Raw genomic sequence first — 13,444 nt, 5'->3', positions numbered from 1 at the left:
GGTGCAAAGCGCCCGTGCGATTGCGATCGCACGGGCGTACTTCTCTTCGTTACTTTCCTCGTAACAGACCTTGAAAAAACATAAAAATGTTGACAACAATCCGTTCTATCCAAAGTATGGTACGGTCTAACCATTCGAGGATGAGTTCTAAAGGGTGTTTTACATAACCAATTGTTGTAGCACTAGTTTCTATCCAATCTGGCTTTGCTTCAATAGCATAAGTTTGGCGATAGAACTGAATGGCTTCTTCTTTTGTCTTTTGATTATCCAATTCTGTAATTTGAGAGTGAGAATTGGCAACAATTGATTTTTGCCGATTTACCGAACCCAATATTTGCTTCAGCTTTGAGGTTTTGCTCTGAAAGTAATGCAAGAGCTTTTGATGATATGATAAATCATCAGGAAGTATGAAGTTGGTGTTTGAGCGAGCGCTTAATTGTGGCTCATTATCGACTTCTTTAACTTGTGATGAATTATTAAACAAGTCATCTATTGTTAACCAAGGAGCTACTGTTTCAGTATCTTGGACTTGAGAGTTTTTTGGTGAATTGTTGAGTGAAGTTTTGGGCAAATTTTTGTGCGAATAGAATTCGCTACTATACAAATGAAGTCCACCTACGCGGACTAATGAATTTAAGCCGTTTAGGCGAGGTTTATTTATGTAATTCCGCTCTTTACTCGTTAAATCCGGTTCTAAATCTTTGTTAGGTTTTTCTCCAAAAAAGTAGTGAATTGCTTCCCAAATTAAAGACAATATGTTTGATGTTTGATTTTCTCCCACTTTCGTTGATAATACTTTTTCTTGGCTGGTAATTGACTGCTGTTTCCCATAGAGAAATATGTTTAACTGAGTTTGAACAGTTTGCAGCAATTCCGCGCTAGTACGAGATATTGGAACTAAAGTCTTGGCTTCTAAGTTGGCAATAGTTTCGTCTAGTATTGCAAGTCCTTGATATGTAATTGGCAAGTTATTTGTATTTTTATCTTGTGCGATCGCTTCTGTCAGTAATGCAGGTTCATTGTCTTGCTTACCTGAAATTAGCTTATTTAACAAGCGATCTATTTCTGGTAATATTTGTACCTCATCTAACGCTGGTTCTATAAGTTTCACTGACTGTGATTCACAAATTTTCAACTCCTCATTAATTCGGTTTTGCAATTTTTTCTGCTGCTGAAATGTCAAAACGTCTAAAATCTCATTATTAGCAGTAACAAGCACTAAATTGCGGTTTGCCAAATTAGAAGCAACTCCCTGGATGTATTGGCGATTGGCGATTGGCGATTGGCGATTGGCGATTGGCGATTGGCGATTGGCGATTGGCGATTGGGAAGTCGGGGAATGACGAACTAGGGGATAGAGGTAGTGGAAAATGGGAAAATTGCGAGTTAGGAAGAAATGCTTGTCTCTATCTCCCTGTGTTTGTTTATCTTTTATTTGTAGAGTCGGTACAACTTCTAAAACTCGTACAATAGCATTGTCAGCAGATGGAGACGACGGCTGCTGTGAATCAGTCGCATGACCTTGTAAATGCAAACTCCGTTTTTGCTCGCTCGTGTTTAACTGTCTGCTAGATGATTCTACAGTTTTTTGGATGAGCATATATACTGAATGAAGAAAACCCTCTATTGACCAACTAGCAGTGACTTTTATCTGCCTTACAGTGCGCTCGAACTGTTCGCCCAAGCGTCGTGATTGTTGGTGAAAGAAGTTAAACAGTCTGCTTTGATAACGACCCGAAGAAGCAGAAGGCATGATAGTTAATTTTTGTTGAGAGAGTTGTAAGTTGCCCGACTCCCACAAAACAATAGACGGAGGATTGTTGATGTTTGTCAGTCCTTTCAATATTAGCGGAAATATGACATCTCCCGTATCTCAAGCCGATACTAAATCAATTTCTGATACTCTTAATCAAAGATATTGTTTTTGATTAAGAGCGATGCTAGTATAAACTCATCAAGCTTTAACGAAAGTAGTTAAACGCAAGCAGTGTACTGTATATCGGCTAGAGGACATGGTTGAACGAAAAAACAAATCTTTTAAGCTCGACGAGCGAGTACTAAAGGCTTTGGAATCATTGGCACAACAACGCAATGCTTCCGTAAATCAGTACCTTGAAAGTTTGCTGTTCAGTCATGCAAAGAAAGAGGGGGAAATTCCGAGTGATGCTATGCCTCTTGGGGAAAAACGTGGAGGTAAGCGCAATGGTGCAGGACGTAAGGTTAGTTCATAACTAGGCATAGAACTGATGCTTCAAAATCTAGACAACCCTTATGAACAGTGGGAAGAAACAGTTCGAGCACCTTCAGTGGCAATGGCACAATCAAAATGCGAACTCATTGCTAGTCAGTTTCCATTCACAGAAGTTATTAATGTGACCCAAGTGACGAAAACTCCTAGCAAAAACGGTACATATAAGTTTATTTGCTGGTTTAGAACGGAGCTCGTAGATAATGACAGCAGTAGTGAAATCAACAATTGAAGGTATCAAGACTTTACGCGGTGTTCCAGAACAAGGTAAACGGTTTTTATCAGTGAATCTTGCTTTAGTAGATCTTCGTGAGTTAATAGACATTGCAAAGGAACTAGGATTTAAGCCTGAATTAGTACAAATGCCATGCCTCACTCACATAGAAATTCATGCACTGCTTTGGCATGGATTGATTGCGGATACACCAGAAGATTTAGAGGAAAAATGTGATGAACTGGCTCTTCGGATAAATCCTGATGCTATTCGATATGCAACCGGTGGATGGGTCACATCCGTGCTGTAATGGATTGTAGCTGTCCTTTGCCTTATATGTTTATTGTCGTCTTAAATGCCCTTTAAAAATCAGAAATATGACATCTCCCGTATCTCAAGCCGATACTAAATCAATTTCTGATGCGATCGCAAAGCTACGCTCTTTGAGTCAGGTTGATATTCTGTCTTCGTGGCGATGCTATGAAGGTGACTTGAGTGCAACTGAAGTGATTGCATCCGATTTATCTTCTTGGAACTTTACTGAGTTAAATGCAAAAGGACAAATTGCTTGGGCTGGCGGTCAAAAGGTTTTATGGCTTTTACAAAAATTAGTAATTCCCCACGATCTACAGGGTTATCCCTTAGAAGGTTTGTCTTTGCAGCTAGCGCTTGTTTGGTGGGCTGATTCTGCTAAGGTTTATGTGAATGGACAGTTGATGATTGAGGGGGATTTGTTTGATTCATTTCCCAGAGTGCTTTTGAGTAGGAGTGTAACGCCAGGAGAGGAATTGACTGTGGCGTTGCGTTTGGTGAGTCCGGGTCATTGTGATGGGGCTTTGGTGAAGTCGCTGCTGGTTTATGAGTCTAATAATGATTCGGTGGAACCTGGTTTTGTGGCTGATGAGTTGGCTGTTGTACAGCGTTGTTTGGAATGTTTTGAGCCTGAGAGGTTAGATGCTTTGAGGGCTTTTGTTGAGGAGTTAGATTGGGAAAGATTGAACTGCGAAGGCGCTGAGGAAGAGAGGCGAATAGAGTTTGAGGAGTTGCTTTCTGTTATTCGTCAAAAACTTTTAGAATTCAAAATCTGTCTTGGAAAGTTTGCTTCGGAGGGAAACCAACGACAGTCCCCTACGGCGGGAGACCCGCCTGCAGGGCTGTCTCCTCCTGACAACTTTCCGCAAAATCCAAAATCCAAAATTTTCTTGTTGGGTCATGCTCATCTCGATCTAGCATGGTTGTGGCGCGTGAGTGAAACTTGGCAAGCTGCACAAAAGACTTTTGAATCAGTTTTGACGCTTCAGCAAGATTTTCCTGAGTTGATTTTCTGTCATTCTACTCCGGCTCTTTATGCTTGGATTGAGGAACATCGTCCGGATTTGTTTGGTGCTATTCAACAAGCGGTGGCGGATGGACGTTGGGAAGTGGTAGGTGGTTTTTGGGTTGAACCGGAACTGAATTTGATTGCGGGAGAATCTATTGTTCGTCAGCTTCTCTACGGTCAACACTATGTGTTGGAGAAGTTTGGTAGGTTTTCTACTGTGGTGTGGGTTCCTGATAGTTTTGGTTTTTGTGCGACTTTACCTCAGTTTTTGGTGAGTGCAGGTGTTGAGTATTTTGTGACTCAGAAGTTGCGATGGAATGATACAAATCAGTTTGAATATGGTGCTTTTTGGTGGAAATCTCCAGATGGTAGTGAAGTCTTCAGCTATATGTCTGCATTAATCGGTGAAGGTATCGATCCGGTAAAGATAGTGTCTTATGCTTGTGAATGGCAATCTCAAACGAGATTAGTCGAATCTCTATGGCTTCCTGGAGTTGGGGATCATGGGGGCGGTCCCACTCGCGATATGCTGGAAACTGCTCGGCGCTGGCAAAAATCTCCAGTATTTCCCAATGTTGAATTTTGTACTTCTGAAAGTTATTTGCAGCAAATTAAGGCAAAAGGAGACATTCCCACGTGGGAAGACGAACTGTATTTGGAATTCCATCGAGGTTGCTACACAACTCACGGCGATCAAAAACGCTGGAACCGTTACTGTGAGGGGTTACTCTATCAAGCAGAACTTTTTGCAGCTTGGGCAACTTTGAGTATTGGGGCGAGCTATCCAAAGGGTGAGCTAGAATCATCATGGAAACATCTTTTATTTAATCAATTTCACGATATTTTGCCCGGTTCTTCAATTCAGGAAGTTTATGTGGATGCATTACCAACTTGGCAAGAGGTGGAAGGAGTTGGTAGTAAGATATTACAACAGTCTTTGAATGCGATCGGATCCCAAATCACTCTACCGCCACCTCCACAGCCACAAGCGCAACCAGTGGTTGTTTTCAATTCTCTCAACTGGGTGCGATCGCATGTAGTCAAACTAGAGTTTCCAGAAGAAGATGAAGGGCAAAACCAGAATTGGACAATGTATAATTTGGACGGGCATGAGATAGAGTCCCAAAGTCGTTTTATTGGATTTCGACGCGAACTGAATGGTGATGAAATACCAGTAAACTCAATCTTATTTTTTGCCAGTGAGATTCCTGCTTGTGGTTATCGCGTCTTCTGGTTGTGTCCGCGTAAACCTACCTTAAAGTCTCTAAAACCATTTGAAGAGTTTGTTTTAGAAAATGAGTGTTTGCGAGTGACAATTGACTCAGAAACAGGCGATTTGTCCAGTGTCTTTGATAAAATTGCTCGGCGTGAAGTTCTTAGTGGATTAGGAAATCAACTCCAAGCATTTCAAGATAGCGGTCAATATTGGGATGCATGGAATATTGACCCAAATTATGCACAACATCCTCTACCACCTGCAGAATTATTAAGCGTTCATCATTTGGAACGAGGTACGTTACGAACCTGCGTGCGCGTGGTGCGAAGAATAGGTCAATCAACTTTTTCGCAAGATTACATTTTAGAAAAAGAATCTGCTGTTCTTAAAATAGCAAACAAAGTAAACTGGCAAGAAAATCATGTCTTAGTAAAAGTGGCTTTCCCACTAAACTTAGAAGCAGATTTTGCAACTTATGAGATTCCTTGTGGGGCTATTCGTCGGACAACGAAACCCACAACCGCAACAGAAAAAGCAAAATGGGAGGTTCCTGCTTTACGTTGGGCGGATTTAACGGAAATTGGAGGCGCAGATGCACGCGGACGCACGCAGATGGAAGAGGAAAATATCAGCGTCCATCAGCGTCCATCTGCGGTTAAATATTCTTACGGTGTGAGTTTACTGAATGATTGTAAATACGGTTACGACAGCCAACCTAGCCAACTCCGCTTGACCTTGCTACGCAGCCCTAAGTGGCCCAATCCGGAAGCAGATCGAGGTTATCATGAATTTACTTACGCCTTGTATCCCCATGCTGATACTTGGGAAACAGCCCATACAGTAAGACGGGGGTATGAGTTAAATATACCCCTGCAAGTGCTAGTAGTAAATCCACAACAGCAAAATAGTCAAGGTTCTTTACCAGCTATTGGTAGTTTATTGAACATATCAGATGATAATTTAATATTGATGGCTTTTAAGCAGTCAGAAGAAGTTCCAGAACAGTGGATTCTCAGATGCTATGAATGTCATGGTAAAACGGCAGAGTTGCATTTGCAAAGCGATTTCGGTTTAACTTTGGGTGAGTCGGTGGATTTGTTGGAACGTTCCGTAAATTCTTCCGAGCAACAAAGTAGTACTGTCAATCCCTGGAAAATCATCAGCCGCTTCTGTACTCGAACTTGACTGCGCTCAAACGGATTATTTTACTCCAATCGGAGAGAAAGATTGTAGGTCCAGTGTTGGGTAATCTATGTAACCTGTTGCCCCACCTGTATAAAACGTTGTTGGATCTGCTTCATTGAGGGGTGCATTGAGAGCAAAGCGTTTGGGTAGATCGGGATTTGATATAAACAGCGTACCAAAGGAAACTAACTCTGCTTCTCCCCTATCTACAACTGTCTTGGCTTTGTCAAGGGTATAAGCACCATTGACCATGAGCGTACCGTGAAAGCGTTCTCGAATATGGCTCGTAGGTACTATGACTGCACCATGCTTGATATCAGATTCTATGGCTTCAAAAATGTGTAAATATGCTAAATCAAATTTGTCGATCGCTTGTGCGGCATAACCAAATGTTTCTAGAGGATTGGAATCACGCATATCATTAAAAGTACCACTGGGAGAAAGGCGCACTCCTACCCGTTTTGAACCCCACACATCAACTACTGCCTCAGTGACTTCTAACAACAGTCGAGCACGATTTTCAACAGAACCACCATACCTGTCCGTGCGCTGATTTGTTCCATCCCGGAGAAATTGGTCAAGTAAATAACCATTAGCCCCGTGAATTTCCACACCATCAAATCCAGCTGCTAAAGCATTTTCTGCTCCCTTGCGGAATTGTTCTACAATTTCTGGAATTTCTGATGTTTCCAATGCACGAGGAGTTACATGAGATTTCATGCCCTCATAAGTCAGTATTTCTCCTTTAGCTGCGATCGCAGAAGGTGCTACAGGTAACGCTCCATTTGGTTGTAGATCGGGGTGCGAGATTCTCCCTACGTGCCATATTTGGAGAAAAATCCTTCCTCCCTGCTGATGCACGGCATCTGTCACCAACTTCCAACCTTGGATTTGCTCTTGTGAATAGATTCCTGGTGCATAAATGTAGCCCAAACCTTGTGGTGTAACATGAGTGGCTTCAGCAATAATGAGTCCTGCTGTTGCTCGTTGGGCGTAATATGTAGCGTTGAGTTGGTGTGGGACGTTATTCTTAAGAGCGCGTTGTCTGGTCAAGGGAGCCATGACAATACGGTTAGGCAATTCTAAATCGCCTAGTTTGTAAGGTGAGAATAGTACCATTTTGGATTGGGGATTGGGGATTGGGGATTGGGGATTGGGGATTGGGATTGGGGAACTCGGGGCCCCCTCCTTGTTGAGGGGCAATGGGGATTAACGACTCCTATGCCCATTGCCCCACGCCCAATTCCCTATTGCAAGTGTTGTGTCAAAGTCTTAGCCAAAGTTGTCTTTGGCACTGCACCTACTACCGTATCAACTTGGCGACCCCCTTTAAATACCATGAGTGTTGGAATGCTACGAATTCCATAATGACTGGCTACAGTGGGATATTGATCTGTGTTTAGCTTTACAACCTTTACCTGTCCTGTATATTCGGTGGCAATCTCATCTACTACGGGAGCTACCATGCGACACGGCCCGCACCACGGTGCCCAGAAGTCAACTAATACTGGGACTGTACTCTCGAGGACTTCTTGCTTAAATGTTGATTCTGTTACGCTTGTAACTGATGACATATTTAGCTCTCCTCTTTATTTCTCTATTTCGATTTTATCGAATAATTGAAATATTGTCAACTCTGTGACATAATGAAGATATGAAATTCCTGTATCATCCAGATAAAAAAAACATTTCTTTGCCTGGAGTGCTATATGCTCTGGGCGATCCGGTACGGTTGGAAATTGTCCGACGCTTGGCAACCGAAGGGGAGCAATGCTGCGGGGACTTCGATTTTGCGATCGCTAAGTCAACTATGTCCAATCACTTTAAGATACTGCGGGAATCGGGTATCATCTTGACTCGAAAAGAAGGCACTCAACACATTAATATTTTGCGAAGAGAGGATTTAGAGTTACTGTTTCCGGAATTGCTTGATGTGGTGTTGCGAGCGGCTAAAAGTAGGGGACTAGGGACTAGGGATTGGGGACTGGAAAACTCGGAATCGTTAACAGCCGACTACGCTGGTGGAAGCAAGAATTGTTGAAGGATGTCTTAGGATGTCTGGTGAACAAAGAGCAGTGTGGATAATCCCCAATCGCTAATCCCCAATCCCCAATCCCCTATAATTGCAATACCACTAACTCCTGAACATAGAGACTTCCATGACTTCAAGTGCAGCATCTGTAACCATGTGGACTCCCTTGCGGCAACCGATTTTTCGCGCCCTTTGGATTGCATCAGCAGTATCAAGCATTGGCACTTGGATGCATGATGTAGGTGCAGCATGGTTGATGACGACTCTCGCACCCAATTCACCTTTGTTAGTCGCACTGATGCAGGCGGCAGGTAGCTTGCCATTTTTTTTGTTAGCTTTACCTGCAGGTGCGATCGCGGATGTTGTGGATCGCCGCAAAATGTTACTGTGGACGCAAAGCTGGATGTTAGCAGCTGCTACTTTATTGGGAGTGCTGACAGTCGCTAAACTGACGAACCCTTGGATACTTTTGTTACTCACCTTTGCTCTAAGTATTGGTAGTGCCATGAATATGCCTGTATGGCAGGCAGTGACTCCAGAACTCGTACCTAAAGAGGAACTTCCTCAAGCGGTGACTCTTAGCGGTATAGTTGTTAACCTTTCTCGCTCCATCGGTCCGGCTTTGGCAGGGATAGTTATTGCAGCCGCAGGAACGGGTTTTGTTTTCCTGCTGAATGCAGTTTCTTTTGTAGGGGTGATACTTGTTATTTCTCAATGGCAACGCACGCCTCAAAAAAGTGGCTTACCAACAGAACGTTTTGTGGGAGCCATGCAAGCAGGAATACGTTACATTCGTTATGCTCCTGTTTTTCAAGCAGTTCTGTTTAGAACAGTTGCCTATATTTTCTTTGCAAGTGCTTTGTTTGCCTTACTGCCTTTACTAGGACGCCAAGAGTTAAAGCTGGATGCGTTGGGATACGGTACTATTCTTGGCTTTTGGGGTATTGGGGGATTAGCAGGTGCTTTCCTTTTACCTAAATTGCGACAGCAGTTTGCTGTGGATCGATTGGTGGCAGGTTCCTCTATACTCATGGGAGGCATGATGCTGGCGATCGCATTTTTCCGCAGCGTTCCTTTAGTTTGTGCTGTGATGCTCCTTGTAGGAATTGCATCCTTAAGTGTAATGGTCAGTTTGAATGTATCCGCACAAACAGCCGTTCCTTCCTGGGTGCGTGCGAGAGCTTTATCCGTGCAGTTGCTAGTGTTTCAAGGCTGTATGGTGTTGGGCAGTCTTTTATGGGGTACATTGGCACAATATGTTGGCACTCCAAATTCCCTAGCCATTGCTGCTGTGGGATTAATCCTGTTTGTCGCCCTAAGTGTGAGATTTCGCCTTCATTGTGCTGATAAATTGAACTTACAGGCATCTTTGCATTGGGATGAACCAACTCATGCTTTTGAACCCTGTCCGAATGATGGTCCAGTATTAATATCGATAGAATATTGCATCGAGCCAGCGAATGCTGAGGAGTTTGTTAAGGCAGTACAAGCACTTAGGCAGATACGTTTGCGTGATGGTGCGATTCAGTGGGGATTGTATCAAGATTTATCCGAGCCTACGCGGTTTGTAGAAACCTCAATCGTTGAATCATGGGCAGAACACAAGCGGCAATTTGAAAGAGTTACAATGCAAGATAGGGCAATCGAAGAACGAGTTCGCGCCTTTCATGTTGGCGAAGCACCACCAAAGATAACCCAGATGCTATACGCTAGCTATACCGATGCTAGAGGTTTTCGACAACCTTGTCAGTGAGGAGAATAGGGCATTGGGCATGGGAAATAGACGATTTTTATTTCCTAGTCATGAGATTTTTTGCGATTGACTGATGAGTTAACTTTATCGTGAATAACCTGGTTAGTATAGTTAAGTCAGTGCCAATCCACTTTATCATTTAAAAAAGTAAAAAACTTAACAATGGTAGAACGCCCAATAAAGAAATCAGAACGTCAAGCTAATACCAATGCTGACAGCAACTCGGAAAATTTAGATTCTACACCTCCTGTTGAATCAAATCCTAAAAGTATAAAACGAAATAGCGATCGCAAAGGAGATTCTTCAGAACGTCGCTCTTCGGGTAGAGGCAAAAAATCATATGGAGATGACTCCAAACCGCCAGTTAATCCTGCTTTAGCACGCGGTCCCAAACCTGTCAAGTCAAAACCCAATATTGTTGTAGAACCCGAAGTTGAAGCGGAGTCTTCTAGTTCTGAAGAGTCTCAAGACCAAGCAACAGAAAGTTAACGAGATAATAAATTGAGCCACACCACGAGCTTATAGCTCGTGGATTTTGCTATCGAATTGTAATATTTCAGGCACATACCAGGTATGGTTACGCCAGCAACTGGGAAAAAACTCCAAGATGCGCGTTATCTGGTGTTACGTCAACATATCCTCTACTGCCAAACCCGCAACTTTGCTTGAATCTTTTGAAAAGGTAAGCCGATAAATAGTACATCTAACAAATCATACCGCAAGCATAAGCTTGTTTAAGTGCAAATCACTTTCCAGACAGAGGATACTTTTTGGCTAACCTTTTACACTAAGTGAACGGGAATGATGTAATGGGAGAAAAATTACATGGGTTGGCTAAAAAGACTTTTTGGACTAGAAAAACCACACAATGCACAAGTAAATCCTGCTCCACAACCAGCACAAGAAGCGACTCGTGATGCAAGTCCCTCCGCAACTGAAACCGTTCCCCCCGAACGTGTAGGATTGAATGGAGAGTACGATCAAAGTGGTTTGGCTAAGCGAGTTGCGCTTGCATTTGACCAAGATAATCAACTTGATGATATCGACACTCTTTGGGTCGCTCAAACAGGTAGTACTGTAGTCTTAAAGGGTAAAGTTCCCAGTCAAGATATTCTACAAAAAATGGTTTCTGTAGCACGTTCGGTCAACGGTGCAACTGCAGTTGATACTGGTCAAGTTACAGTTGGGTAAACAGTGACCAGTGACCAGTGACCAGTGACCAGTGACCAGTGACCAGTGACCAGTTATGTATACTGTGAAAGTCCCTAAATTTCAAGGGAAATTGATTACTGATTTCAATCCCTTAGTTTGAAGTATGAGGACTAACCAGAGGCTTATTACTGGTCACTGGTCACTGAAAAATACTTATTCAACCAATCCAAAATTATCTGGTTGATTAATTCTGGTTGTTCGTCATGAGGACAATGCCCCACATTCTCAACATCGAGCACTTCTAATTTCTCATTGTACTGAGCAAATTGGCGGGCAAGTGCGGGGGGAACCAGTCTATCTTTTTGTCCCCAAATTAGTAACATTGGAATTTGTAATGTTGGTAAGACGGTTTTGACGCTAGGACCAAAGTTGGCATCTATAGTAGCTCGAAATAAGGCACTGAAAGCACGAGCAGAACCTCTATCCTGTGGCGGACTTGTTAAAATCTCTATCAGTTCATCGGTAATAGCTTCTGGATTAGCGTAGGCTAGACTTGCCCAACGACGCACTACACCAGGTCGGCGGATAACGTTAAACAGGGGTTCAAGCAACAATGGGGAAGCAACGAAACTTTTAATGCTTGCTACAACAGGTCTTAATACAGGAGGTAAAGCTTCTCGTTCCAATGAGGGATCGGGTAAATTCATCATAACCAAGCCCTGCACCATATCGGGATAGGTAGCTGATGCTGAGAAGGAAACTAGCGAACCAAGGGAATTACCTATTAAGATGGCTGGTTGGTTAATGAAGGTTTTCCAAAAATCGTAAACTTGGTCTACCCAAAGCTGTACGCTGTATTTTACTGGGGCTTTTTCAGAAGCGCCCCATCCCAACATATCGAGAGCGTATACTGTATAGTGTTCGCCCAGCACTTCTATGTTGTGTCGCCAATGACCAATAGAAGCACCGAACCCGTGTAGCAGGATAACAGGAGTTGTTTTGCGATCGCTATACCTTTGACGAAAATAAGTATATCGCGTTTGCCAACCCCGCCAAACCCAATCTCGTTGGTTCCCAACTCGTTGTTGCCAGTGTACTACATTCACGTGCCTCTCCATTTCCAAAACGCAAAATATTTCCTAGATCGCCAAACGATACTGACAAAGGATCTTTTCTATATGTAGCAATCGTATCTGAGTTGTGAAAACATCTTAGGGCGTTGCCCACTATATGATACTTTTGGTAGGCAATGCCCAATGCCACTCCTCTCAACGCGCACAAAGACGAGCTCTTCGGGTGGCTCCCCTGCATACATTTTAAAAATTAAATAGGAATCCTATATATTCTAGATTAAGCAAAAAACTTATTTTGTGCATTCCTAGTGGATACATTTATTTTTGTAAAGAAGCCAGTTCTATGTGATATATCATTAAAAATTAATCTTTGTATATTTTAAACTTTATACCACCGTTAATATACAGTTATGTAAAATGTCAATGACTTGACAAAAGCAGTGGCGATCGTTAAATAATACTACTGTGGTGTAACTTAAATTAACGAGAAGACAGAAATCGTCTCAGAGTGGGTAGAATGAGGACAGGTAAAATGATGACAATAAAAATGCGCTATAGATATAGTTAACCTGTAACTATAGCCTTCTTTGTAAGTCCTCAGTTATTTTAGTATTTTCTCTCTGACACGTACAACTAACAACCTTACCAATTTCTTAACAACAGCTCCCACAAAATCCATGTCTGTGATTGAAAAGAAAAGAAATCGCGATCTGCCCCAAATTAACGAACGTATTCGCTTCCCGAAGATTCGGGTTATTGACACTGATGGCGGTCAGCTAGGAATTTTAACACCCCAGGAAGCTTTGCAAATGGCAGAGGAAAAGGAACTTGACCTCGTGCTGTTAAGCGACAAAGCAGACCCGCCTGTTTGTCGGATTATGGACTACGGGAAATATAAGTTTGAGCAAGAGAAGAAGGCGCGAGAGGCTCGGAAGAAGCAGCACACGGCTGACGTCAAAGAAGTTAAGATGCGTTACAAGATAGAAGAACACGATTACAACGTGCGAGTCAAACAAGCAGAACGTTTTCTCAAGGATGGCGATAAGGTCAAAGCGACTGTGATGTTCCGAGGTCGAGAAATTCAGCACAGCGATATGGCAGAAGAACTGCTCAAGCGAATGGCAACAGACTTGGAGTCAGTGGGTGAAGTGCAGCAAGCGCCTAAGAAGGAAGGGCGCAACATGATGATGCTGATTTCTCCTAAGAAATAACAAAATCTTGCATATGCTGATAGTCCTGAGCGCTGAGTG

General features: G+C 42.8%; 13 protein-coding genes. 9 read left to right on the top strand and 4 right to left on the bottom strand.

Going from position 1 to position 13,444, the window contains the following annotated elements; translation table 11 throughout:
* Positions 1 to 49 precede the first annotated feature (49 nt).
* Positions 50 to 1,753, bottom strand: a complete 1,704-nt coding sequence (locus tag ACKTT2_RS23615) for a hypothetical protein (RefSeq protein ID WP_407891044.1) — start codon at positions 1,751 to 1,753, stop codon at positions 50 to 52.
* Between the two features lie 259 nt (positions 1,754 to 2,012).
* Here ACKTT2_RS23615 and ACKTT2_RS23610 point away from each other — a divergent pair, with 259 nt between their 5' ends.
* From ACKTT2_RS23610 to ACKTT2_RS23595, 4 genes are all read left to right on the top strand, one after another.
* Positions 2,013 to 2,231: a hypothetical protein gene (locus ACKTT2_RS23610; protein ID WP_407891042.1), complete on the top strand. Its 219-nt coding sequence runs from the start codon at positions 2,013 to 2,015 to the stop codon at positions 2,229 to 2,231.
* Positions 2,232 to 2,246: 15 nt separating this feature from the next.
* Positions 2,247 to 2,480, top strand: coding sequence for a hypothetical protein (locus ACKTT2_RS23605; protein WP_407891040.1), 234 nt, complete (start codon positions 2,247 to 2,249; stop codon positions 2,478 to 2,480).
* Positions 2,452 to 2,772 (top strand): hypothetical protein, encoded by a 321-nt coding sequence (locus ACKTT2_RS23600; RefSeq protein WP_407891038.1) that lies wholly within the window; start codon positions 2,452 to 2,454, stop codon positions 2,770 to 2,772. The genes ACKTT2_RS23605 and ACKTT2_RS23600 overlap by 29 nt, the downstream gene beginning before the upstream one ends.
* Positions 2,773 to 2,839: 67 nt before the next feature.
* On the top strand, positions 2,840 to 6,184 hold the full coding sequence (locus tag ACKTT2_RS23595; RefSeq protein ID WP_407891036.1) for an alpha-mannosidase: 3,345 nt from the start codon (positions 2,840 to 2,842) through the stop codon (positions 6,182 to 6,184).
* A 15-nt stretch (positions 6,185 to 6,199) separates the two neighbouring features.
* On the opposite strand, the gene ACKTT2_RS23590 is transcribed toward ACKTT2_RS23595, so the two are convergent.
* Both ACKTT2_RS23590 and trxA read right to left on the bottom strand, forming a co-directional pair.
* A complete protein-coding gene (locus ACKTT2_RS23590) occupies positions 6,200 to 7,303 on the bottom strand; it encodes an alkene reductase (RefSeq protein ID WP_407891034.1) in 1,104 nt (367 codons plus the stop codon).
* Between the two features lie 128 nt (positions 7,304 to 7,431).
* Positions 7,432 to 7,758 carry a thioredoxin gene (gene trxA, locus ACKTT2_RS23585; RefSeq protein WP_407891032.1) on the bottom strand — a complete coding sequence of 109 codons (327 nt, stop codon included), beginning with the start codon at positions 7,756 to 7,758 and terminating at the stop codon, positions 7,432 to 7,434.
* Positions 7,759 to 7,838: 80 nt separating this feature from the next.
* Between trxA and ACKTT2_RS23580 the strand changes: the two genes are divergently transcribed.
* The 4 genes from ACKTT2_RS23580 (at position 7,839) to ACKTT2_RS23565 (ending at position 11,160) form a co-directional block, all read left to right on the top strand.
* The gene (locus ACKTT2_RS23580; RefSeq protein ID WP_407891030.1) at positions 7,839 to 8,225 is read left to right on the top strand and encodes an ArsR/SmtB family transcription factor; all 387 of its coding nucleotides are present in this window, start codon (positions 7,839 to 7,841) and stop codon (positions 8,223 to 8,225) included.
* Between the two features lie 118 nt (positions 8,226 to 8,343).
* Positions 8,344 to 9,969 (top strand): MFS transporter, encoded by a 1,626-nt coding sequence (locus ACKTT2_RS23575; RefSeq protein ID WP_407891028.1) that lies wholly within the window; start codon positions 8,344 to 8,346, stop codon positions 9,967 to 9,969.
* A gap of 162 nt (positions 9,970 to 10,131) precedes the next feature.
* Positions 10,132 to 10,458: a hypothetical protein gene (locus tag ACKTT2_RS23570; protein WP_407891026.1), complete on the top strand. Its 327-nt coding sequence runs from the start codon at positions 10,132 to 10,134 to the stop codon at positions 10,456 to 10,458.
* Between the two features lie 336 nt (positions 10,459 to 10,794).
* Entirely contained in the window at positions 10,795 to 11,160 is a 366-nt protein-coding gene (locus ACKTT2_RS23565) for a BON domain-containing protein (RefSeq protein ID WP_407891024.1), read from the top strand.
* Between the two features lie 146 nt (positions 11,161 to 11,306).
* On the opposite strand, the gene ACKTT2_RS23560 is transcribed toward ACKTT2_RS23565, so the two are convergent.
* Positions 11,307 to 12,227, bottom strand: coding sequence for an alpha/beta fold hydrolase (locus ACKTT2_RS23560; protein WP_407891022.1), 921 nt, complete (start codon positions 12,225 to 12,227; stop codon positions 11,307 to 11,309).
* A gap of 644 nt (positions 12,228 to 12,871) precedes the next feature.
* Here ACKTT2_RS23560 and infC point away from each other — a divergent pair.
* Positions 12,872 to 13,405: a translation initiation factor IF-3 gene (infC, locus tag ACKTT2_RS23555; RefSeq protein ID WP_407891020.1), complete on the top strand. Its 534-nt coding sequence runs from the start codon at positions 12,872 to 12,874 to the stop codon at positions 13,403 to 13,405.
* Positions 13,406 to 13,444: the final 39 nt, after the last annotated feature.

The organism is Scytonema hankhaensis NUACC26 (assembly GCF_045865695.1).
GTDB lineage: Bacteria > Cyanobacteriota > Cyanobacteriia > Cyanobacteriales > Nostocaceae > Scytonema.
This window is presented reverse-complemented; position numbering and strand designations above follow the sequence as displayed.

Coding starts and splice junctions, on each gene's coding strand:
- ACKTT2_RS23600 (WP_407891038.1), top strand. CDS start 2,452: ATGACAGCAGTAGTGAAATCAACAATTGAAGGTATCAAGACTTTACGC.
- ACKTT2_RS23610 (WP_407891042.1), top strand. CDS start 2,013: ATGGTTGAACGAAAAAACAAATCTTTTAAGCTCGACGAGCGAGTACTA.
- ACKTT2_RS23605 (WP_407891040.1), top strand. CDS start 2,247: ATGCTTCAAAATCTAGACAACCCTTATGAACAGTGGGAAGAAACAGTT.
- ACKTT2_RS23565 (WP_407891024.1), top strand. CDS start 10,795: ATGGGTTGGCTAAAAAGACTTTTTGGACTAGAAAAACCACACAATGCA.
- ACKTT2_RS23580 (WP_407891030.1), top strand. CDS start 7,839: ATGAAATTCCTGTATCATCCAGATAAAAAAAACATTTCTTTGCCTGGA.
- ACKTT2_RS23570 (WP_407891026.1), top strand. CDS start 10,132: ATGGTAGAACGCCCAATAAAGAAATCAGAACGTCAAGCTAATACCAAT.
- ACKTT2_RS23590 (WP_407891034.1), bottom strand. CDS start 7,303: ATGGTACTATTCTCACCTTACAAACTAGGCGATTTAGAATTGCCTAAC.
- infC (WP_407891020.1), top strand. CDS start 12,872: ATGTCTGTGATTGAAAAGAAAAGAAATCGCGATCTGCCCCAAATTAAC.
- trxA (WP_407891032.1), bottom strand. CDS start 7,758: ATGTCATCAGTTACAAGCGTAACAGAATCAACATTTAAGCAAGAAGTC.
- ACKTT2_RS23575 (WP_407891028.1), top strand. CDS start 8,344: ATGACTTCAAGTGCAGCATCTGTAACCATGTGGACTCCCTTGCGGCAA.
- ACKTT2_RS23615 (WP_407891044.1), bottom strand. CDS start 1,753: ATGCCTTCTGCTTCTTCGGGTCGTTATCAAAGCAGACTGTTTAACTTC.
- ACKTT2_RS23595 (WP_407891036.1), top strand. CDS start 2,840: ATGACATCTCCCGTATCTCAAGCCGATACTAAATCAATTTCTGATGCG.